The organism is Halomonas sp. AOP7-B1-5, from assembly GCF_052353045.1.
Lineage (GTDB): Bacteria > Pseudomonadota > Gammaproteobacteria > Pseudomonadales > Halomonadaceae > Vreelandella > Vreelandella colorata.
In genome coordinates, this window is the sequence record NZ_JBQTDC010000003.1 from 43,104 (window position 1) to 65,027 (window position 21,924).

Consider the following 21,924-nt stretch of genomic DNA (forward strand, 5'->3'; position numbering starts at 1 on the left):
AGGATGAATAATGGCCGATAAAAACATGAGTTTTCTGGTGATCGACGACTTTCCTACGATGCGTCGGATTGTACGTAGCCTGCTTAAAGAGCTGGGCTTTACCAACGTTGATGAAGCCGAAGATGGCCAAGACGCGCTAAATAAACTGCGCGCAGGCAATTTTGAATTTGTCGTTTCCGACTGGAACATGCCTAACCTGGACGGTCTGGAAATGCTCAAGGAGATCCGTCAGGATGAAGCCTTGAAACATTTGCCGGTGTTGATGGTGACGGCAGAAGCCAAGAAAGAAAATATTATTGCGGCCGCACAGGCGGGTGCCAACGGCTATGTCGTCAAGCCGTTTACCGCCGCTACCCTCGAAGAAAAGCTGAATAAAATCTTCGACAAAATGGGTAAATAAAGCGATTGGGCCGAAGGGCCTGGTTCGCGAGGAGACAATGTAATGAGTCAGAATGAGCAGATCGGCTCTGCCCAGCTGTCCGAGGAAGGCGCTGAAGAATTAATTCATCGCATCGGCAAGCTTACCCGCATGTTGCGCGATAATATGCGCGAACTGGGTTTGGATAAAGAGATCGAAAAAGCAGCTGAAGCCATTCCAGACGCCCGCGATCGGTTGCACTATGTTGCCACCATGACCGAGCAGGCGGCTGATCGTGCGTTAAACGCCATTGATCGCGCGCAGCCGCTTCAGGACGAGCTTGCCGAGCGAGCTGAAGTACTTGATAAGCAATGGGCCGACTGGTTTGAGGCACCCAAAGAGCTAGCGGATGCCAAGACGCTCGTAAAGGAAACACGCACCTACCTAAGCGATGTGCCGACAATTACGGCCGCCACGAACAAAGAGCTTCTCGAAATCATGATGGCCCAGGACTTTCAGGACCTGACCGGCCAGGTGATCAAGAAGATGATGGACGTGATCCGTGAGATCGAACATCAACTGGTACAAGTGCTGATCGACAACGTGCCCGGTGCGCAGGCCCGCGAGTCGATGCAACGTAAAGCGGAAGATCAGTGGAAGAGCGAGTCTGCACGACGTAAAGAAGAGCTGTTGAACGGCCCGCAAATCAAGGAAAATGCGCCTGATATCGTGACAGACCAGGATCAAGTGGACGACTTATTGGACGAATTGGGCTTTTAATGCGGTGTTATTAGGGCATTGTAAAAAGCCGTATCTGGCAAAATAGGCGTTTTGTTCAGCCGTCCCCTGGGGCGGCTGAATTTATGGTGAGCCGCGCACGACGAGCCGGATGGCAGCATGGCAGATAACGATAGCGATCAGGAAAAGACCGAAGAGGCTACGCCCAGGCGGATGGAAAAGGCGCGCGAAGAGGGGCAGGTGCCTCGTTCTCGCGAGCTAACCACGTTTTTGCTTTTGCTAGGCGGCGTCATTGGCTTATGGAGCATGGGAATGATGCTCTATGACCAATTAGGCATGGTTATGGAGCAGGCATTGCTCTTTGACCGCCGGCAAGCCATGGAAGAGATGCCGATGCTGGTCAATGCGCTGGACCTGGGGCAGCGCACGCTGTTTACCATGATACCGCTATTTTTACTGCTCACCGTGATTGCGTTGGTTGCGCCTGCCCTGCTAGGCGGCTGGCTGGTTTCAGCGAAGTCCATGCAGCCCAAGCTTTCCAAATTGAATCCTGTTGCAGGGGTTAAGCGCATCTTCTCAACCCAGGCGCTTATTGAGCTGGCCAAAGCGATAGCCAAATCAGTACTGATCGGCAGTGTGGTTTCGGCTTTTTTATACTTCAATATCGGCAAGTTTTTAGCATTGATGGACCAGCCTGTGCAGCAGGCGTTGGCCAGCGCGCTTAATATGGCGGCCCAAGCCGCCGGACTGATGGTGCTGTCGCTGATCGTGGTGATTCTGATGGATGTTCCTTTTCAGCTGTGGAGCAACGCCAAAAAACTCCGCATGAGCAAGGAAGAGGTGAAGCGCGAGCATAAGGAGTCAGAAGGCGACCCTCATGTGAAAGGGCGCATTCGTCAGCAGCAGCAGGCGATGGCGCGGGGCAGGATGATGAGCAAAGTTCCTGAAGCCGATGTGATTATTACCAACCCCACTCATTATGCCGTTGCCTTGAGGTATCAGGAGGGCAGCATGGGTGCGCCGCGATTAGTCGCCAAAGGGGCGGATGCCGTTGCCGCAAAAATACGTGAGCTGGGTGCCGAGGCTGGCGTCCCTCGCCTTGAGGCTGCGCCGTTGGCGCGAGCCCTTTACCACCACGTGGATTTAGAGGCAGAAGTGCCGGCTGAACTATATACCGCGGTGGCCGAAGTGATGGCCTGGGCGTACCGCCTGAAGCATGTTGCACAACAAGGAGGCGAGGTGCCCCCAACCCCCGATAACCTGCCGGTACCCCCGGAAATGCAAACCCCCGGTGGTCGTGCCGGTGGCAATGAGGCGCAGTCATGAAAGGTTTGAACCAGCTGGTCACCCACCGCGATTGGATGGGCGATGTACGCATGAAGCTGCTCGCCGGGCCGCTGCTGATTCTAATGATTTTGGGCATGATGATCCTGCCCTTGCCGCCGTTTGCGCTGGATCTACTGTTCACCTTTAACATTGCCCTAGCCATCATGGTGCTGCTGGTCAGCATGTTTGCACAAAAGCCTCTGGATTTTGCCGCCTTCCCGGCGGTTTTGCTGTTTACCACGCTATTGCGCCTGTCGCTTAACGTCGCCTCAACCCGCGTTGTCCTGATGGAAGGGCACGCGGGCGGTGCGTCGGCTGGTAAGGTCATTGAAGCGTTTGGTACTTTTTTGGTGGGCGGCAATTTTGCCGTAGGTCTGGTGGTCTTCTTAATCTTGGTGATTATTAACTTCATGGTAATCACCAAAGGCGCCGGGCGGATCGCCGAAGTGGGCGCACGCTTTATGCTTGATGCCATGCCCGGTAAGCAGATGGCCATCGACGCTGATTTAAATGCGGGACTGATTGGCGAAGACGATGCCAAAAAGCGGCGTGCCGAAGTTGCTCAGGAAGCCGATTTTTATGGCTCGATGGACGGTGCGAGCAAGTTTGTCCGCGGCGATGCCATGGCTGGTCTTGTGATCATGGTGGTAAATATTATCGGTGGTCTGCTGATCGGCATGCTGCAGCATGATATGAGTTTTGCAGACGCCGGGCGTACTTATACGCTGTTAACCATTGGTGATGGGCTTGTTGCGCAGATCCCGGCGCTGGTTATTTCAACGGCCGCCGGTGTGACGGTATCCCGCGTTAATACCGACCAGGACGTTGGTCAGCAGATGATCAGCCAGCTGTTTGTGAACCCTCAGGTCATGATCCTGGCCGCGATGGTCATGGGGCTATTAGGCTTAGTGCCGGGTATGCCCAATCTGGTCTTTTTGATCTTTACGGCGCTACTAAGCGGTTTAGCCTGGTTCTTGATTCGTAACAAGCAGAAAGCCCAGGTGCAGGAAGAAATTACCGCGGAGCCGCCTGCCCTGCAGGAGACCCCGGAAGCCAGTTGGGAAGATGTTCAACTGGTCGATACCTTGGGCCTGGAAGTAGGGCACCGCTTGATCCCGCTGGTAGATGCCCGCCAGAAAGGTGAGCTGTTAGGGCGTATTAAAAGCGTGCGTAAAAAGTTTGCCCAGGAAGTCGGCTTTCTGCCCCCTGTTGTGCATATTCGCGATAACCTGGAGCTTCCGCCCAATACCTATGTGCTCTCCATGAAAGGCGCCGAAATTGGCCGCGCTGAAGCGCAGCCAGGCAAATGGTTAGCGATCGACCCAGGCCAAGTGTCTGGAGAGCTGCAGGGAACGGCTACCCAAGATCCGGCCTTTGGCCTGCCGGCGGTATGGATAGACACTAACCAGCGTGAGCACGCTCAGGTTTATGGTTACACCGTGGTGGATGCAAGCACCGTGATTGCCACCCATTTAAACCATCTTTTGCACCGTCACTCACCTGAAATGCTGGGTCGCCAAGAGGTGCAGAAGCTGCTCGATAAACTAGGCGATGATCAGAAGTCACTGGTAGAAGAGGTCGTGCCCAAAGCGATTTCGCTCACCATCTTGCAGCGTATTTTGCAAAATCTGCTGGAAGAGGATGTCTCTATCCGTGATATGCGCACTATTTTGGATACCCTGGCCGAGTTTGCCGGACAACAACAAGACCCCAATGAGCTTACCGCGCTTGTACGTATCGGATTAGGGCGCGCTATTACACAGCAATGGTTTGCCGGGCAGGAAACTCTCAATGTGATGGGACTTGATGCCCAGCTTGAGCAGGTGCTAATGCAAGCAATGAATGGAAATGGGGCAATGGAGCCGGGCCTTGCTGAAACCTTAATGACACAGGCGCAGCAAGCACTGGAGCGTCATGAGGGCAGTGGCGACGCGCCGGTGCTGGTCGTTCAGCACTCCCTGCGCGGCGTGCTATCGCGCTTTTTGCGTCGCCGCTTGCGTCACCTTGTCGTCATGTCTCAAGCTGAGATCCCCGATGACCGTACGTTGCGCGTGACCACGATAGTGGGGGGGCGCTAAGCATGACAGGCAGTAACCAGCGCATCGGTTTCTTGTACATACATAAGGTAAGGCATGAGCGTTAAGCGTTTTATTGGAGCAAACAGTCGTGATGTCATGCGCCAGGTACGTGAAACACTTGGCGATGATGCTCTTATTCTGGCCAACCGGCGAACCGACGATGGCATTGAAATTTTGGCAATGGCCGACGATGCCGTCGAGCCTGTTGAGACCACCGCTGCGCCGGTTGTTAGCCCGCTAGCACCGCTTGTCGAGGCGCAGGATCCACTTCAGGCCATGAGCGAGCGACTGCTGCGCGAAATGCAGGATATGCGCGCCCTGATAACCAGCCAGCAGGCGACCCGCCCCGTTGAGCCTTTACAGGCAGTGGGTACACAAGAGCGGCTATATCAGCTGCTGGACCGCGTGGGATTTAGCGCCGAGCTTAGCGATGAAGTACTCAAAGGCCTGCCTGAGTCACTGCAAGCACTTGACTCTAATAGTGATCAGCCGCTGATCTGGCTTCGTCAGCAGCTGACCAGCAGGCTCAGTGTGCTGGATGAAGAAGCCAGCTTTTTCGACCAAACCGGTATTGTTGCCCTGGTCGGGCCTACCGGGGTGGGCAAAACCACGACCACGGCTAAGCTTGCCGCACGCTTTGTGATGCGTCATGGCACGCGCCCTGTGGCTTTGGTGACCACTGATAGTTTCCGTATTGGCGCCCATGAACAGTTAAGAATCTACGCTCGCCTGTTGGATACGCCCATGTATGCGCTAGATGCTGAGCAACCGGTTGATGATCTGCTGGGGCGTCTGCAGGGCAAGCAGTGGGTCATGATCGATACCGTCGGCATGAGCCAGCGTGATCAACGCGTAATAGAGCAGATCGCCCATTTGCAAGGAGGCCAGTCTACCGTTCGTCTGGTGCTTCTGCTGAACGCGGCCAGCCAGCCAGAAACCCTTGAAGAGGTCGTGTTGCGTTATCGCCAGGCTGCGCGTGCGGCGGGGGCTGAGCTTAATGACTGCATTATCACCAAACAGGACGAAGCCGGCCGGCTGGCACCGGTATTAGATATCGTCATACGCCATGGGATGCGCGTGCTGTTCAGCTCGAATGGCCAGCAGGTGCCTGAAGATATGAGCGTGGCGCTGCCTGAGTCGCTGATTGATCAGGCTCTGGCAACGCAGGTGCCTATGAGCGCGCGCACGGCACGGCCAGCCGCTGTCAGTATGCCTCGCTGGTCGCGGGATGTGCTTGGCCAAGGTCGGCGGCTGTCATCGCTGCTCACGCGCTTGCGTCAGCGTATGTCGGGTTTCAGCGCTCTTGAAGCCGTGTGGGATATTGGCGCGCTACCGGGGGAGTTACAAGATGCCCAGCTTGCCCGGCAGCTTACCCAGCCTTTACCTGCGAAAGGAGTGGTCTGGGCTGCACGGCGCAATGAACGTGGCTGCGATTGGGCCATGCCGGATATCGGCTTTAATGAGCAGAACGCCTGGCTTGCCTTGCCCTGGCTCCAGCACCGCCAGCCAGCGGGTTGGCAGGCGCGCCTGGAGACTTTAAAGGAAGCGGCTGGGGCGAGCACGCACATCTTGCCCGTCTTACCCGTACCGGAAACCGTGTGCTGGTTAAATGAGCAGCAACTGACCTGGATCAGCCTGGTTAGCTCGGCACAGCGGGTATACTTTCACGGCGAGCGCTATGCGCTGCGCTTACTGTTTAATGAAAGCACGCTCAGCCATCATGTTGGTGTGCGCTTTCGCGGCCAGTACATGCAGCTATGGACCGCCTATGCAGAAGTACACAATGAGGCTGGCAACGTATTGCTGGCATGGTATGGCGAGATCCGTGACCCCGAAAGCGCCAAGGTGGTTACCCGGCGTTACTGGCTCACGCCAGCCCACTTAGGTAGCGAGATCTTATCGCTGCTGCTGATACAGCTACAGGGGGAAGGGCTTGCGGCGCTCACGAAGCGGGCTTGGCAGCAGTTGAAAGAGGCCGATAGCGGAGATCTGAACCCCGAAGTGCGCTTATTAATGGCCAGCGGCATGGCAGCGGTGGTCGGTCACCTAGATAGCGCTGAGGATGACGCGGCTTCGACCTTGCGCACCGACCTGTTGAGTTTGCTTGGCGCGCGCCGCAAACGGCGCGATACGGCCATGTTGGACGCGTTGGTATATGCCTTTATGGCACGTGACGCTATTCGCCAACTGGGCGGTATTAGCCAAGAGGTGAGCATATGAGCCAGGATCAGGCGGCGGGTTTACGCCAATGGGCAGATACCCAGCGCTTGAAACAGACGCAAGCGACCTCTGATGCTCTCTTAGAGACAGAGACAGAGACAGAGACAGAGACAGAGACAGAGACAGAGACAGAGACAGAGACAGAGACAGAGACAGAGACAGAGACCGGCGCGGGGAAGGCCAGCGAGACTCATACGCAAAGCGTCCTCACGCCTTCGCACACAATGTTAGAGCCGCCTGAAGGTCCGCTGGTTAGGCCTAAAAAAACCTTATTTATTGTTGGTTTACCTGGCCGTGGGGCACCGTCGGCCAATCAGGTAAAGAGCCGCCTGGCGCAGTGGGCTGCCCTGGGGCGCCACTGGGCGGGCGATCCTGATGACTGGGCTATTTGCGTGGTCAAGGCCGATGCGTCCGAACTGGCTCAGTTAAGCGCTAAACACGCGCGCTGGGCACTATGGGTTAACAGTGAGGCTGATGCGTTTGCACAAATGTACCGCGCCTTACGCCTGGCACGTGAAAATGGTGGGCCGCGCCGCTTGTTGGCACTCCACGAGCCGTATTTGCCGCGCCAAGGGCTACTAAGTAACTTGCGCGAAGCCGCTGCGCATTATTTGGCGACCGATTTGTTATTGCTGGCACGCTGAAAGCGACATACAGGCGCTTCTATGTAAGGCTTATGCCAAGCCGTCGATCTGAGGAAATGCTAAGTATGCTAAGCGGATGGTTAAAGGTAGTCTGTGTGGTAAGTGGCCTCTTGGGTATTATCGGCACGGCTGGGGCTGCGGGCAGTTGGAGTGCGTCGGTGCCCAGCGTGATGGTGGCAATGAGTGATCGTGAAAGCCGCAGTCAGCCAATAGTGCCACCCAATGGGGCACTTGCGCATGACGGTGTTCTTGACCGTATACACTGGCGGCTTGACGCGCCTCCAGGGGTACCCATTAATGCTTGGCTATGTCATCCAGAGCAGTGCGTTGCGCTGAGTGGCGGGCGCGGTACCATTACCCAACTGGCGGGCAGGCAAGCGGATGTTCCACTGCAGTTCCGCTTTGCCTTAATGCCAGGTCAGCGCCCTGTCCGCGTGCAAGGGCTGAATGTAATCGTGAACTACCAGTAAAAGTTGTATAGCCGCGAGGCAATAAGATGTACACAGCAAAAGGCAGAATCAAACAAGGTGAGCTGTTAGCGCAGTATATGCCACTGGTAAGACGTCACGCCTTAACGCTGCAGGTCAGGTTGCCCGCAAGCATTGAACTTGACGATCTTATCCAGGCAGGCACGGTAGGGCTTTTAGAAGCGCTAGGTCGTTTTGACGCCGCTCAAGGAGCCAGTTTTGCGACCTTTGCAAGCCAACGTATCCGTGGTGCGATGGTGGATGAGCTGCGCACTCGGGACTGGATGCCGCGCAGCGTAAGGAGGGCTGCTCGCGCAATGGATGACACGGTACGCCGGCTGGAGCAGCAATTGGGGCGCCCACCGGAAGAAAAAGAAATTGCGCTTGAACTTGATATGCCGCTCGATGAATATCAGCAGTTGCTTAACGACACCAATAGCGGCCAGTTACTGCCGTTTGAGGAACTTGTCGCTGATGGCGGCGAGCCAGCAAGCTTCGATGTCAGCAATTTACCGTTTGAAAAGCTGCTTGATGAGCAGCAGCGGCAAACGTTAATCGCCGCCATTGAGGCGCTCCCTGAGCGGGAAAAACTGCTGATGGCGCTTTATTACCAAGAAGAGCTGAATCTTAAAGAAGTGGGAGCCGTGCTCGGAGTGACCGAGTCCCGCGTGTCACAGTTGCACAGCCAGGCAATAAGCCGCCTGCGGGCCCGCTTACACGATTCTGCTTGAACCGCTTCTATCTACACCATAACCGGCAAGGAACCGTTGATGAACCCGTCTACGCTGATAGGTATATTCGCCAGTATGCTACTGCTGGTGAGCGTTCTGTTTTTTACTGCAGAGTCTCCGGAAAGCTTTATCAACCTGCCCGGTTTAGCGATCGTGGTGACCGGCACGTTGGCAGCCACGTTTATCAGCTACCCGCTAAAGGAAGTGTTGCGTGTGGTGCGGCTGGTGGGCCTCGTCTTTCGGCGTGAAAACACCTATGCACGTGACGATATCAATGAACTGGTTGCTATGTCCCGGCTATGGTTTAAAGGCGATGTAAGGGCGGTGGAAAAAGAGCTGGTGCATACACGTAACCCATTTTTACGTACCGGCATTCAACTGGTGATTGCCAATACTAAAGAAGACGAAATTTTCGACATGCTGCGTTGGCGTATCGCCCGTTTAAAAGCCCGCGAGCATGCGGAAGCGCAAATTTTTCGCACCATGGCGACCTATGCGCCAGCGTTTGGCATGATCGGTACGCTCGTTGGGCTGGTGAATATGCTCGAAGTCATGGATGCAGGCGACCTGGATGTGATTGGCCCACGCATGGCGGTAGCGCTGCTAACGACGTTTTACGGTATTTTGCTGGCCAACCTGGTATTCAAGCCGATAGCTGTCAAGCTTGAACGGCGTACGGAAGAGCGTCTGATCACCATGAACATGGTATTGGAAGGCATTTCCCTGATTACTAAACGGCGCCTGCCTTCATTTATTGAAGAGACGCTGAATTCGTTTATTGCTAATTATAATGATGAAATTCGTGATGCCAGCATAAAGCCGCGACCGGATCCCTCAAGCGCGGCGGCGAAGGGCTAACACGATGCTGGATCGCGATACTCGTCATGCATTGGAAATGCCGGCAGGGCAGAGCGAAAGCGATGAGAGTTGGCTTACCAGCTACTTAGATGTACTGACCCTGCTGATTACGTTATTTGTACTGCTGCTGGCTCTGTCACCTCCGGGTGGCAGTGAGGCGGATGAGGGCGGAGGCATAGGCGCAAGCGTGGCTGAAGCGCTACCGCTAGCCACGCTTGCGACCGGAATCTACCCGCGGCATAGCGGTTTACAGCCACAGATGGTGGCCCTGGATATCCCAGGCGTTAGCGTATCGCAAGGCCAGGGCGGCGTTACGCTGCGCATTGATGACAACCTTTTGTTTCCCAGTGGTGAGGCAGTACTAACCGCTCAGGGACAAGATGTGATAGAAAGCGTTATAGAAGCGTTGGCAACCTTTGACGGCCAAATATCAGTTGAGGGGCACACTGACAACATTCCTATTGCGACTCCCCGATTCCCCTCCAACTGGGAGCTGTCTGCTGGACGCGCAATTGCTGTGATGCGTCATCTAGAGCGTCAGGGGGTGGCTATTTCTCGTATGCGGGCCGTTGGTTATGCCGACACCCAACCCATGGAGAGTAACGCAACGCCTGATGGACGAGCCGCTAACCGGCGCGTTGAACTATTGTTGCGTCATCAGTCAGAGGGGTAAATCAATTTACTGAAGGTCGGGTTTGTGTCTAAGCATCACCCTTTACTGCAGTCATTTGGTGCCTTACTGGTGCTTGATGCCGATAGTCGGCATATTCAAGCCACCAGCACTAACCTTGAAGCGCTGGTCGGTTTAAGCGCCTCTTCGCAGAAGATAACGCTAAATCAACTGTTGGGTAAGCGTATGGCTCAACGGGCGCGGCGTGAGCTACAGGGTCAGCAGCGGCTAGCGGCACCGCTAGTATTCAACCATGGATCGGATAAGCAGGCCCGTCTGCAGCTGCGTGCTTACCGAAGCGGTGAACACGTCATCATGGAGATTGAGCCGCTTGTCATTGTGGGGCAGCGACGCCTGCTAGGGGCGATCAATGAGCAATTTATTAAGCTCACAGAGGCGGCCAATCAAGACGAGTTGCTCACCTATTTGGTGAATGAAGTCCGCCAGCTAACGGGTTTCGAACGCGTGACTGTCTGTCATTTTGACCCTGACTGGCATGGCCATATTGTGGCCGAGGCTAAAGATACCCAGCTGCCGACTTTAGTGGGGCAACGGATGGCGGCAAGTGACGTTCCACCAACGCTTCGACGTGCCTATGCACGCCATCCTGTACGCTTTATTGAAGATGCCAACGCGTCATTTGAACAACTTGTGCCTAACGACTTTCCGATCAATTTAGACGCGAGCGTACTTCGTGCGCCAGCCCCAGAGCGGCAGTGCTATATGGAGTCGCTAGGTGTGCGTTCCATGCTGTGCGTGGCTATGCAGCGTGACACAGGCCTTTGGGGACTGCTTTCCTGCTTTTCGACTACGCCGCATCCGGTACCGGCCTCGGTTCGGGATGCGGTACATATCTTGGTACAAATGGTGACCGAGCGGCTGGCACTGCTGCGCGCTCGTCAGGAAGCGCGCTATCTAAAGCGTGTCCAGGACAGCCTGATGCCTGCTACCAGCCCGCACCAAGAACCACAAAGCCCGCAGCAACTGCTGTTTAATCATGCTGATACGTGGATGACGATGTTCCGTGCCCACGGCATTGCGCTGTGGATTGCAGGGGCCGTCTATCAGGTTGGAAAGACGCCCACACCTGAGGCGATTAGCCAGTTTGTGATTCGTTTAGGCAATGCCCATACGCATAGCGGGCCATGGTGCACTCGCCGCATCGCTAAAGAGCCGCTCACCAGTTCGCTTGCCATGCCAGAGCAGTCTGGGGTGCTTGCCGTACCGCTACCTATGAATCCGGCACAGCGCGCATGGCTATGCTTCTTTCGGCCCGAGCAGGTTGAGGCGCTCTATTGGTCCATGCAGCCGACCAGCCAAGTCACGCCGTCAATATGCAATTCGCCGCCAGCTGCCTGGTATGAGGAAATTATCGGTAGCAGTGACGCGTGGCAGCGCGTTGAACGCTTAGCGGCCGTGAAACTAGGCGAAGACTTAACACTTGCCATTTCGAGTTACGAAATCGGCATGTTGAATATGCATCTTGAAAATGAGCGCAAGGCGCTGGCAGCTGCCAATCAGCGCCTTGAGCAGCTTGCCCACTTTGATCCATTAACTCAGGTATGGAACCGCTACCGCATAGAGCAAGCGATCGATACAGAGCTTGTCGCGGCGAAACGCTATGGAGCAGGTTTCGCGCTACTGCTATTCGATGTCGATCACTTTAAAACGATCAATGATACCCACGGGCATAGCCTGGGAGACGACGTTTTAGTGGCCCTGGCACGGCTGGTGGAAAGCTCGCTGCGTGGCTGCGACTATTTTGGTCGTTGGGGTGGGGAAGAATTTGTAGTGCTCGCCACTCACTCTGATCTTCAGGCTGCGCTAGGTTTAGCCGAGCGTTTACGCACACTGCTCACAACGCTGCATGTCGAAGGGCTTAAGCAATTGGTCACTGTGAGTATCGGTATTGCTGTTTGGCAGTCTGGGGATAGCTGTAAAACGTTAATCGCCCGCGCCGATCAGGCTATGTATCGTGCAAAACGCGAAGGCCGAGATCGGGTTGAAATAGCCGACGGTGAAATCGCCTAACATGTTAAAAACACGCTGTTTTGGCTATCAATGTTCAGCGCGAAGCCTCGCAAAGTGTTTGCATGCGCTTAATAGCCTCGTTGGCTCCTTCAAGCTGGAACGTCATATACCAAGGCGCCTGTTCGCCTTGATCAAAGCCTAGAAACAGCTGTTCGCCTTGACGCATCTGAGTCATTAATGTCTGCATGTCACCAAGGTAGAAGTGCACATAAAAACCATCATCGCCGCGCTCAGTGATAAATTCTGCCATGGTGTCCACCACAGGATGTTCATCAATGCGTAGCCGTGTGGGGACTAGGTTGACGGTTTTACTCTCACCTTGCTGTTGCTCCAGCGTGACACGCATTTCAAGCCAGGGTAAATCGCACACATTTTGTGTCGCGTTCAGGCTGAGCGTGGCGTCTGAGTAGCTGTGTGTCTCAACCGCGCGAAAATGGCGTTCACTACCCAGCGTAAGCGCCATCGACTGCCAATGACCATGCGTTTGCGCATCCTGCACATTAAACGTTGCCGCGGATGCTAAAGACGCGAAAAACAGGCAGGCACTGGTCAGGGCAGTTGAGAAAGGTTTCATGATTAGTCGTCAACGTTAGGTAAGAAAAGCCTACAGGCAATGATGAGCGAAGCCTTCGCAAAACGGCTGCATACAGCTGCACGCAGCCGGGTTAGGCCGACATATCAAACAGGGGTCTAACGTCATCGTGAAGATAGCAGTCATCAAACTCACCGGCCTCAGCCAGCGCTTTCAAATCGGGGATCGTGAGATTGTGTCGGTCACGAAACACAAGGCCCTCCTCACTCAGCGAGCTGAACGTACGGCTCACATGGACAGGGCTTAAGCCTAGAATGTCGGCAAGCTGCTCTTGCGAAAGCGGAAGCCGAAACTGCCCATCAATATCGCTATTAGTCTGGCGTAGTCTTAGGTACATCTCATATAGGAAATGCGCCGTTTTTTGCCTTGCACTTCGTCGTGCAAGGGTTACTAAGCGCTCTGTGAGCAGTGCCTGATGACGACTGGCGATGGCAAACACCACCGAGGTGAGCGATATGGACTGGCGAAATATTTCAAGCAGACGCTTATGCGGAAAATGACACACAACGCCATCGGTAATCATGCGCACATTTTCTAGCCGCTGAGAAAAAGCGAATTCGCGCAAACCGATAATGTCGCCGGGTAAAAAAACTTCCAGAATCTGTCGGTTGCCATTCTCAAGGTGGCGATAGGAGAACGCCCAGCCGCTTTTCAATGTGCAGAATTCGCTTGCTGGATCGCCCATTTCCCAGAGTAGTGAGCCTGCTTTGATATCGGTGGGACTTTCTTCCAGTGATATCAATAGCTCTTTTTCTTCCTTGTTTAAAGAGCAGTAATGGCCGAAGTGATGGAGGATGCAGCTTTGTTCTTGGCTCACAGGGGTTCTCCATGAATATTGCTTAACGACGTTTAGTAATATGACCAATAACTTAAGCAATACAATTGCATACTGGGTAGTCGGGCTGCCCTATCACAGGGGGTTCCGGTTAAATTATTACACAAAAACGGCGTTAGGGTGGGTAAATACCCACCCCCGTTTTAGCCGTCGTTTTAACTACTATTTAGGCGTATTCTTGTTGCGCTCAAGTAGCGGCGATAAAAACCGCCCGGTATGTGAAACGCTCTGCTTGGCAATGTGCTCAGGAGTGCCCTCGGCGATAATCTGGCCACCCCCCGAGCCGCCTTCAGGACCTAGGTCTACGACCCAGTCGGCGGTCTTGATCACATCAAGATTGTGTTCAATCACCACAATGGTATTGCCATGATCACGCAGGCGGTGCAAAACGGTCAGCAGCTGGCGAATATCCTCGAAATGAAGACCGGTGGTAGGCTCATCCAAAATGTAGAGCGTCTTGCCGGTGTCGCGCTTGGCAAGCTCCCGGGCAAGCTTGACACGTTGAGCTTCGCCCCCTGAGAGGGTGGTTGCACTTTGGCCAAGTCGAATATACGAGAGCCCGACATCGAGCAAGGTCTGTAAGCGGCGAGCGATGGCCGGAACCGGACTGAAAAACTCAAGCGCGTCCTCGACCGTCATCTCTAGCACTTCGTGGATGGTTTTGCCTTTGTAGTGAATATCCAGGGTTTCGCGGTTATAGCGCTTGCCTTTACACACGTCACACGGCACATAGATATCTGGCAGGAAGTGCATCTCGACCTTGATCATGCCTTCGCCCTGACAGGCCTCGCAGCGCCCGCCCTTGACGTTAAAGCTGAAGCGTCCCGGTTTGTAGCCGCGCGAGCGCGCCTCCTGGGTACCAGCAAACAGCTCACGGATAGGCGTAAAGATGCCGGTATAGGTCGCCGGGTTAGAGCGCGGCGTACGCCCAATCGGGCTTTGGTCAATATCGATGACTTTATCGAGCTGATCGAGCCCTTCAATTTTCTCGTAGGGCGCGGCCGTCAGCGTGGTCGCACGGTTAAGCTCCCGGGCCGCGATGGGCATTAGCGTGCCGTTGATCAGTGTCGATTTACCCGAGCCCGACACGCCGGTAATCGCAATAAACAGGCCCAGCGGCAGGCTAAGCGTCACGTTCTGCAGGTTGTTACCGGTTGCGCCGCGCACCACCAGCTGCTTTTCCGGGTTACCGGGGATACGATAAGGCGGAACGCTGATTTCGCGTGTGCCTGAAAGGTACTGACCGGTTAACGAGGCGGGATTATCCATTACCTGCTGCGGCGTGCCTTGAGCCACAATTTCACCGCCGTGTACGCCCGCACCCGGGCCGATGTCCAGCACATGGTCAGCCGCGCGTATGGCGTCCTCGTCATGCTCTACCACGATGACGGTATTACCCAAATCGCGCAGCCGCTCAAGGGTTTTTAACAGGCGGTCGTTGTCACGCTGGTGCAGGCCAATCGAAGGCTCGTCCAGAATGTACATGACCCCCACCAGGCCCGCGCCAATTTGGCTTGCCAAGCGAATTCGCTGGGCTTCGCCACCGGAAAGCGTATCGGCACTGCGCTCAAGGTTCAGGTAATCAAGCCCGACATTAACCAGAAACTCCAGGCGAGCGTGAATCTCGTTAACGATCTTGTCGGCAATTTCACCTTTACGGCCGGGCAGGCTTAACTCGGCAAAATAGCGCCACGCTTCACCGATCGGAATGCGTACTACATCGGCGATGTTGCGATCGTCGACATACACATGGCGCGACTCTCTGCGTAAGCGCGTGCCATGGCAGGTGGCGCAAGGCTGCATGGCAATGTACTTCGCCAGATCATCGCGCACCATGTTGGACTCGGTTTCCCGGTAGCGGCGCTGCATGTTAGGCAGTACGCCCTCAAACACATGCTCGCGCGTTACCTTGCGTCCCCGGTCGCCAACATAGGCAAAGGGGATTTGCTCGTCGCCGCTACCGTTAAGAATTACATCCCGCTCGTGACGGGCGAGATCCTTCCAGGGCGTTTCCAGTTCGAACTGGTAGTGTTTGGCAAGCGCCTGCAGCTGGGTGAAATAATAAATATTGCGGCGATCCCAGCCTTTGATAACGCCTTCCGCTAATGAAAGCTCAGGGTGGCTAATCAGCTTTTCAGGATCAAAATACTGCTGTATGCCCAGGCCGTCGCAGGTAGGGCAGGCACCGGCTGGGTTATTAAACGAGAACATGCGTGGTTCAAGTTCGGCAAGTGAATAGCCGCAGACCGGGCAGGCAAAGCGTGAGGAGAACGCCAGGTCTTCCTGCTCGCCATCCATAAAGTGGATCATGGCGGTGCCGTCGGTGAGATTAACCGCGGTCTCAAACGATTCGGCAAGCCGCTGGGCAATATCGTCGCGCACCTTGAAGCGGTCAACAACCACGCTAATGTCGTGCTTTTTGCGCTTGTCGAGCGGCGCAATATCGTCAAGCTCCAGCACTTGACCATCGATTAATGCGCGGACAAAGCCTTGCGCGCGAAGCTCGGCCAAAAGCTGTAAGTGTTCTCCCTTACGCCCTTTAACCACTGGGGCCAGTAACATCAGTTTAGTGCCTTCGGCCAGGTTCATTACCTGGTCGACCATCTGCGAAATGGTCTGAGCCTCAAGCTCTTCGCCGTGTTCGGGGCAGCGGGGGGTTCCAGCGCGTGCAAACAGCAGGCGCAGGTAGTCATAAATTTCGGTGATGGTACCCACGGTTGAGCGTGGGTTGTGGGAGGTAGATTTCTGCTCAATGGAAATGGCGGGCGATAACCCTTCGATGTGATCCACATCGGGCTTTTCCATCATTGACAGAAACTGGCGCGCATAGGTAGAGAGCGACTCTACGTAGCGCCGCTGTCCTTCGGCATAGAGCGTATCAAATGCCAGCGACGATTTACCTGAACCTGAAAGCCCAGTAATCACGATTAACTTGTCGCGGGGCAGTTCCACATCGATCTGCTTGAGGTTGTGGGTGCGTGCACCCCTGACCAGAATGCTGTCCATCAACACCTCGACTCGCGCGGCAAAAGAGTAATTATACGTTTGCCATCCACCTTCCGGCAAAAACGCTTTTATAGCTTAACGCAGGACAGCGTTTCCAGCGTGGATGCAAACCGCTAGAATGGGGGGTTATTCGAGGGTTTTGGCCTCAACCATCATATACAAGGGCATTATGCGCAAGGTTTCTGCACTGCTAATGGCCTCTGAACGTCGTGCAATCAGCGGCCTGGCCGGGCTTTATGCGTCTCGAATGTTAGGACTTTTCATGGTCCTGCCGGTGCTAGCGCTATATGCCGACGCGCTGGAAGGGGCGACCCCCTTACTGGTGGGCTTTGCATTAGGCGTTTACGGGCTTACCCAGGCCATCCTGCAAATTCCGTTTGGTCTATTGTCAGACCGTATCGGACGCAAACGGGTTATCGCATTTGGGCTGATTATTTTTATCCTGGGAAGCGTCGTGGCCGCGCTGGCCGACTCCATCGGCGGGATTATTATTGGGCGAGCGCTGCAGGGCGGCGGAGCGGTGGCGGCGGCTATCATGGCGCTGCTTGCCGACCAGACGCGCGAGCAAGTGCGGACAGCGGCGATGGCCACCATAGGGCTATCGATAGGCGTTTCATTTGGTATTGCCATGGTCGTGGGTCCCTGGCTTGCCTCCTGGGCGGGGCTTTCCGGCGTGTTCTGGTTTACGGCGCTGCTAACGCTTTTAGGATTAGTGGTTCTATGGCGCTGGGTACCGCCTGCTCCCCGGCGGCTGCATCACCGTGATGTAGGGCTGGATCGCCAGCAGTTTAAAAGCGTGATTACGCGCCCTGATTTGTGGCGCTTGGATCTGTCGATTTTTACACTGCACCTGGTGCTGATGGCTATTTTTGTCGCGGTGCCTTTTCGGCTGCAGGAAGCCGGCATACCGCTGGCGCATCACGGTTTAGCCTACCTGGGCATTATGGGACTTTCATTTGTGGCTATGGTGCCGCTCATGATCGTGGCTGAGAAAAAACAGCAGATCAAAGTGGTATGCCTGTTGGCGATTGGCGCCATTACAGTGAGCCTGGGCGGGCTTGGATCGTCGCTCTCCCATGGCCATTGGCTGTTCGTAGGGCTATTTGTTTTTTTTACTGGTTTTAATCTGCTGGAAGCCACGCTGCCGTCAATGCTCAGCAAGCTTGCCCCGGCGGGAGCCAAAGGCACCGCCATGGGCGTGTACTCTACAAGTCAGTTTTTAGGCGCTTTTCTAGGCGGCACGCTGGGAGGCTTGTTAGCTAATGTGTGGGGCCTAGACGCCGTTTTTATCGGCTGTGCGGTACTGGCTCTGCTATGGTGGCTTGCGATGTGGAAAATGCCTTCGCCGCCGCCGCTATCCAGCGAAGTGGTGGCCCTGCATGATACGCCCCCAGATACATGGGAGTTATTGATGGAGCGGCTGGCCGACGTTGTAGGTGTCGAAGACGTCATGGTGGTACCCGAAGAGCATCTGGTCTATTTAAAGGTAAATCGTCAGCAGCTTGATAGGGCCGCACTGGCCAGACTGATTCCCCCAAAAACCTAGCGCGGCTGCCGCAGCCGTGGCAATAATCAGTGACATCGGCAAGTTATGTATGAGCGTGTCGATGTCTATCTATACGCAACACAATGGAAGGAGCGCCTTATGGCTCGCGGTATCAACAAAGTGATTCTGATCGGTAACCTAGGGCAGGATCCTGAGGTACGCTTTACACCCAGCGGCACGGCAGTGGCTAATTTGAATCTGGCTACCTCTGACACCTGGATGGATCGTCAAAGCGGCCAGCGCCAGGAGCGTACCGAGTGGCATCGGATCGTGCTGTTTAATAAAACGGCTGAAATTGCCCAGCAGTATCTGAAAAAAGGCTCCAAGGTTTATATTGAAGGTCGCCTGCAAACACGCAAATGGCAGGACCAAAACGGTCAAGACCGCTACAGCACCGAGATCGTGGCCAACGATATGCAGATGCTGGATGGCCGTAGCGGCGATTTCCAGGGCGGTAACGCCCCGCAGGGCAGCTACGCTCCGAGTAACCAGAGTAATGACGCTGCACCTCAAGGTGGATATCCTCAGCAGGGTGGCGCGCCACAAGGCAATAACTTTGGTGGACAAGGTTACGGTGGTCAGAACTATGGTGGTCAAAACCAGGGCGGCCAAAACCAGGCTGGCCAAAACCAGGGCGGTCAGAATCAGGGCGGTCAACCGGCCCAGCGTCCCCAGCCAGCGCCACAGCAAGGCCAGCCTGCACGCCAGAATACCGCGCCTTCGCAGCAACAGGGCCAGCAAAACAACTATGGTGCGCCGGACCCGGGTAGCTTTGACGATTTCGACGATGAAATTCCGTTCTGATCATCCTTGTTGGATTAACGGTTAAGCTCGTTGCGCATGTTCGTTAGCTACGTTCGTTGATGGGAGAGGGTCTGTCTTGAAGCTGCTGATACTCGATGCAGGGCACTGCTTAAGTTTAGCGTTGGCCCGGGAAGCAAGCCGTCGCGCGGATACGGAGCTGGTGATTGAGCAGAACATCGCTATCACCGCGGCGCAGTTGCAGGAGATCGCCCCGGATGCGGTGATTATCCCGCCGCTGGCGCAGCCGTTAAGCATGACGCCAGCGGCCGTCGGCGCGCATGCCGATGCGGTCGACTGTTGCCTGGAAGCGTGTATTGCTCAGGAGGTGCCGCTGGTATGGTGCGTCTCAGACCAGCTCTATGAAGATGGCTTCGATGAACCAATTGACGAGCATGTGGTGCCCACGCCGCGCGATGAATGCTTACGTCGGCTGGTCATGACGGGAGATCGTATCCGGGCGGAGTATCATCGCCATCTGATTGTGCGCCTTGGCCCGCTGTTTGCGCTTGAAGGCAGCCATGCTTGGCTAAATGAAATTATCGATAGCCTGGTGGTCGGAAAGAGCGTTCGGGCTGCAGAGGACGTCGTATGTTGCCCAACATCGGTGGACGCAGTGGCAATGGCGTTGATTGGTATGCTACAGCAGCAGGCCAGCGGCGCTAATGCCTGGGGCGCCTATCATTTGGCAGGTACTGAGCCCGTTAGCGCCTTCACGTTTACGTCCATGGTACGTACCCAATTGGCAACACACTTGGAAGGCCGTGGCGAACAGATTGCGCTTGGCGACGTCACCGCACTTAATCACCATCACGATGCTAAGTTGCGGCGTGTTTTAAATTGCCGTCGAGTGCTGGATGTCTTTGGTGTGCATCAAAAGCCATGGCGGTTGGAAGTAGGGCGCATGTTGGATGCATGGTGCTTAACGCGCGATGACCTATCTGACGCCAGTACAGGAGAGTCCGTTTGATCAATGTGGTTCGTAGCCTGGTGTTTTATGCCGGGTATTTTTTCGCCATGCTGATTTCTGGCGTACTTTTTCTACCGATTGCTCCCTTTTTACCGCTGTCAGGCCGCTACCGGCTGCTGAATCTGTATAACCACTTCTTGATGGTTTGGTTTCGAGTGGCGTGTGGGGTTCGTTACGATATTCAAGGGCGTCATCTTATTCCCGACGGCCCCTGTGTTATTCAGGCAAACCATCAGTGCGAGTGGGAAACGGTCTTTTTGCAGGTAATGAAGCCGCCGGTATGCACTGTGCTAAAAAAAGAGCTGCTGCGTATTCCTATTTTTGGCTGGGCGTTGCGCCTGCTGCGCCCTATCAGCCTTGATCGTTCGAAGCCTGCGCGTGCCTTGAAACAGGTGCTGACCCAGGGCGTTGCGCGGTTAGGCACAGGGCTTTCTGTGCTGATCTTTCCCGAAGGGACACGAGTCGACCCGGGCGTACGCAAACGCTACAACAAGAGTGGTAGCGTGGTTGCCTGCCGGGCCGGTGTGCCGGTGCTGCCGGTTGCCCATAACGCGGGCGAGCGTTGGCCGGGTCGCCACTGGGTCAAGCAGCCGGGCGTTTTGCGGGTACGGATTGGCGCGCCTATTGAAACCCACGGGCGTACGCCTGATGAAGTTGTTGCCGAGGTGGAAGGCTGGATTGAGAGTCAGTTACAGGAAATTTCCGAGGTGCCACGCCCGCTTAAGCGTTAGTGGTCTGGACAGATCTCTCGGTCGATCTACACGACATTGAACTACAAAAACGGCGCCTTATAAATAAGGCGCCGTTTTTACGACACGACTGACGTCGGGTCTTAGCCGTTAAAGCGCTGGAATACCAAGCAGGCGTTAGTACCGCCAAAACCGAAGCTATTGGACAATACACGCTCAAGCGTTACGCCGTCACGCCGCTCTGTCACGATATCAAAACCGTCTGCCTGCTCGTCGAGATGCTCGACATTGGCAGAGGCCGCGACAAAGTTGTGTTGCATCATCAGCAGTGAATAGATGGCTTCCTGAACGCCGGTCGCACCCAGCGAGTGGCCCGTGAGGGATTTAGTGGAGCTCATGGCAGGCGTTGAGTTACCAAACACCGCACGTACCGCTTTTAGCTCAGCCACATCACCCACCGGCGTCGAGGTGCCGTGGGTATTGATATAATCAATATCGCCACTCACGGAGGCCATTGCCTGATGCATGCAGCGTATAGCGCCTTCACCGGAAGGTGCCACCATGTCATGGCCGTCAGATGTGGCGCCATAGCCCACTAGCTCGCCGTAGATCTTGGCGCCGCGTGCTTTGGCGTGCTCAAGTTCTTCAAGCACCAACATACCGCCGCCGCCAGCAATGACAAACCCATCGCGCGCCTGATCATACGGGCGCGAAGCTTTTTCTGGTGCGTCATTATACTGTGTGGAAAGCGCTCCCATGGCGTCGAAGAGGCACGAGAGAGTCCAGTGCTCTTCTTCACCGCCGCCAGCAAACACCACGTCCTGCTTACCTAGCTGAATCTGCTCCATTGCGCTGCCAATGCAGTGCGCCGAGGTGGCACAGGCCGACGAAATCGAGTAGTTCACGCCTTTAATCTTAAATGGGGTGGCAAGGCACGCTGATACCGTGCTGCCCATGGTGCGGGTCACGCGGTAAGGACCTACGCGGCGCAGGCCTTTTTCGCGCATGACGTCAGCAGCCTCTACCTGGTTGGCGCTTGATGCGCCACCAGAGCCTGCGATAAGCCCGGTGCGTTCGTTGGAAACGTCCTCGGCAGACAGCCCAGAGTCTTCAATGGCTTGTGCCATGGAAACATAGGCATACGCTGCCGCATCACCCATAAAGCGGCGTAGTTTGCGGTCGATAAGGGCATCAAGATCAATATCGATGCTGCCCGCTACGTGGCTTCGAAAGCCGCGCTCAGCGTACTCTTCCTTAAAACGAATGCCGCTGCGCCCATTTTTGAGCGCTTCAAGGACCTGTTGCTGGTCGTTGCCTAGACAAGACACGATGCCAAGGCCGGTGACTACCACTCGTCGCATGGA

At 55.3% G+C, this 21,924-nt stretch carries 19 protein-coding genes; 15 read left to right on the forward strand and 4 right to left on the reverse strand.

All coding sequences use genetic code 11. The annotated features are described in order from the left end of the window. Nucleotides 1–10: 10 nt before the first annotated feature. The 11 genes from cheY (at nt 11) to ACT3XD_RS02510 (ending at nt 12,121) form a co-directional block, all read left to right on the forward strand. The gene (gene cheY / locus ACT3XD_RS02460) at nt 11–400 is read left to right on the forward strand and encodes a chemotaxis response regulator CheY (RefSeq protein ID WP_018917783.1); all 390 of its coding nucleotides are present in this window, start codon (nt 11–13) and stop codon (nt 398–400) included. A gap of 42 nt (nt 401–442) precedes the next feature. Beyond that, complete coding sequence (gene cheZ / locus ACT3XD_RS02465) at nt 443–1,138, forward strand: protein phosphatase CheZ (RefSeq protein WP_192536452.1); 696 nt, start codon at nt 443–445, stop codon at nt 1,136–1,138. A gap of 117 nt (nt 1,139–1,255) precedes the next feature. After that, nucleotides 1,256–2,422, forward strand: coding sequence for a flagellar biosynthesis protein FlhB (gene flhB, locus ACT3XD_RS02470; RefSeq protein WP_192536453.1), 1,167 nt, complete (start codon nt 1,256–1,258; stop codon nt 2,420–2,422). Next, entirely contained in the window at nt 2,419–4,500 is a 2,082-nt protein-coding gene (gene flhA / locus ACT3XD_RS02475; protein ID WP_192536454.1) for a flagellar biosynthesis protein FlhA, read from the forward strand. Before flhB ends, flhA begins: the two co-directional genes overlap by 4 nt. A 54-nt stretch (nt 4,501–4,554) precedes the next feature. Further along, nucleotides 4,555–6,720: a flagellar biosynthesis protein FlhF gene (gene flhF / locus ACT3XD_RS02480; protein WP_192536455.1), complete on the forward strand. Its 2,166-nt coding sequence runs from the start codon at nt 4,555–4,557 to the stop codon at nt 6,718–6,720. Then, nucleotides 6,717–7,364 carry a hypothetical protein gene (locus ACT3XD_RS02485; RefSeq protein ID WP_192536456.1) on the forward strand — a complete coding sequence of 216 codons (648 nt, stop codon included), beginning with the start codon at nt 6,717–6,719 and terminating at the stop codon, nt 7,362–7,364. The genes flhF and ACT3XD_RS02485 overlap by 4 nt, the downstream gene beginning before the upstream one ends. Before the next feature lie 65 nt (nt 7,365–7,429). Beyond that, nucleotides 7,430–7,834 (forward strand): flagellar protein FlhE, encoded by a 405-nt coding sequence (locus tag ACT3XD_RS02490; RefSeq protein ID WP_192536457.1) that lies wholly within the window; start codon nt 7,430–7,432, stop codon nt 7,832–7,834. Nucleotides 7,835–7,860: 26 nt separating this feature from the next. Next, nucleotides 7,861–8,562 (forward strand): RNA polymerase sigma factor FliA, encoded by a 702-nt coding sequence (locus tag ACT3XD_RS02495; RefSeq protein WP_192536458.1) that lies wholly within the window; start codon nt 7,861–7,863, stop codon nt 8,560–8,562. Nucleotides 8,563–8,601: 39 nt separating this feature from the next. Then, nucleotides 8,602–9,420, forward strand: coding sequence for a motility protein A (locus tag ACT3XD_RS02500; protein WP_192536459.1), 819 nt, complete (start codon nt 8,602–8,604; stop codon nt 9,418–9,420). 4 nt (nt 9,421–9,424) lie between these two features. Further along, complete coding sequence (locus tag ACT3XD_RS02505; protein WP_192536460.1) at nt 9,425–10,093, forward strand: OmpA/MotB family protein; 669 nt, start codon at nt 9,425–9,427, stop codon at nt 10,091–10,093. 24 nt (nt 10,094–10,117) lie between these two features. Continuing rightward, entirely contained in the window at nt 10,118–12,121 is a 2,004-nt protein-coding gene (locus ACT3XD_RS02510) for a sensor domain-containing diguanylate cyclase (protein WP_192536461.1), read from the forward strand. A 34-nt stretch (nt 12,122–12,155) separates the two neighbouring features. Here ACT3XD_RS02510 and ACT3XD_RS02515 read toward each other — a convergent pair whose 3' ends face one another. The 3 genes from ACT3XD_RS02515 to uvrA all read right to left on the reverse strand — a co-directional run bounded on the left by ACT3XD_RS02515 (nt 12,156) and on the right by uvrA (nt 16,554). Continuing rightward, nucleotides 12,156–12,695: a hypothetical protein gene (locus ACT3XD_RS02515; protein ID WP_192536462.1), complete on the reverse strand. Its 540-nt coding sequence runs from the start codon at nt 12,693–12,695 to the stop codon at nt 12,156–12,158. A gap of 91 nt (nt 12,696–12,786) precedes the next feature. Further along, a complete protein-coding gene (locus tag ACT3XD_RS02520) occupies nt 12,787–13,530 on the reverse strand; it encodes a Crp/Fnr family transcriptional regulator (protein ID WP_192536463.1) in 744 nt (247 codons plus the stop codon). Between the two features lie 180 nt (nt 13,531–13,710). Beyond that, entirely contained in the window at nt 13,711–16,554 is a 2,844-nt protein-coding gene (gene uvrA, locus ACT3XD_RS02525) for an excinuclease ABC subunit UvrA (RefSeq protein ID WP_192536464.1), read from the reverse strand. 169 nt (nt 16,555–16,723) lie between these two features. On the opposite strand from uvrA, the gene ACT3XD_RS02530 reads away from it, so the two are divergent. The 4 genes from ACT3XD_RS02530 (at nt 16,724) to ACT3XD_RS02545 (ending at nt 20,602) form a co-directional block, all read left to right on the forward strand. Then, entirely contained in the window at nt 16,724–18,100 is a 1,377-nt protein-coding gene (locus tag ACT3XD_RS02530) for an MFS transporter (RefSeq protein ID WP_192536465.1), read from the forward strand. A gap of 99 nt (nt 18,101–18,199) precedes the next feature. Continuing rightward, on the forward strand, nt 18,200–18,904 hold the full coding sequence (locus ACT3XD_RS02535; RefSeq protein ID WP_192536466.1) for a single-stranded DNA-binding protein: 705 nt from the start codon (nt 18,200–18,202) through the stop codon (nt 18,902–18,904). A gap of 76 nt (nt 18,905–18,980) precedes the next feature. Next, nucleotides 18,981–19,871 (forward strand): sugar nucleotide-binding protein, encoded by an 891-nt coding sequence (locus tag ACT3XD_RS02540; protein WP_192536467.1) that lies wholly within the window; start codon nt 18,981–18,983, stop codon nt 19,869–19,871. Beyond that, entirely contained in the window at nt 19,868–20,602 is a 735-nt protein-coding gene (locus ACT3XD_RS02545) for a lysophospholipid acyltransferase family protein (RefSeq protein ID WP_192536468.1), read from the forward strand. The genes ACT3XD_RS02540 and ACT3XD_RS02545 overlap by 4 nt, the downstream gene beginning before the upstream one ends. A gap of 101 nt (nt 20,603–20,703) precedes the next feature. Here ACT3XD_RS02545 and fabB read toward each other — a convergent pair whose 3' ends face one another. Further along, nucleotides 20,704–21,921, reverse strand: a complete 1,218-nt coding sequence (gene fabB, locus ACT3XD_RS02550; RefSeq protein ID WP_192536469.1) for a beta-ketoacyl-ACP synthase I — start codon at nt 21,919–21,921, stop codon at nt 20,704–20,706. Nucleotides 21,922–21,924 lie beyond the last annotated feature (3 nt).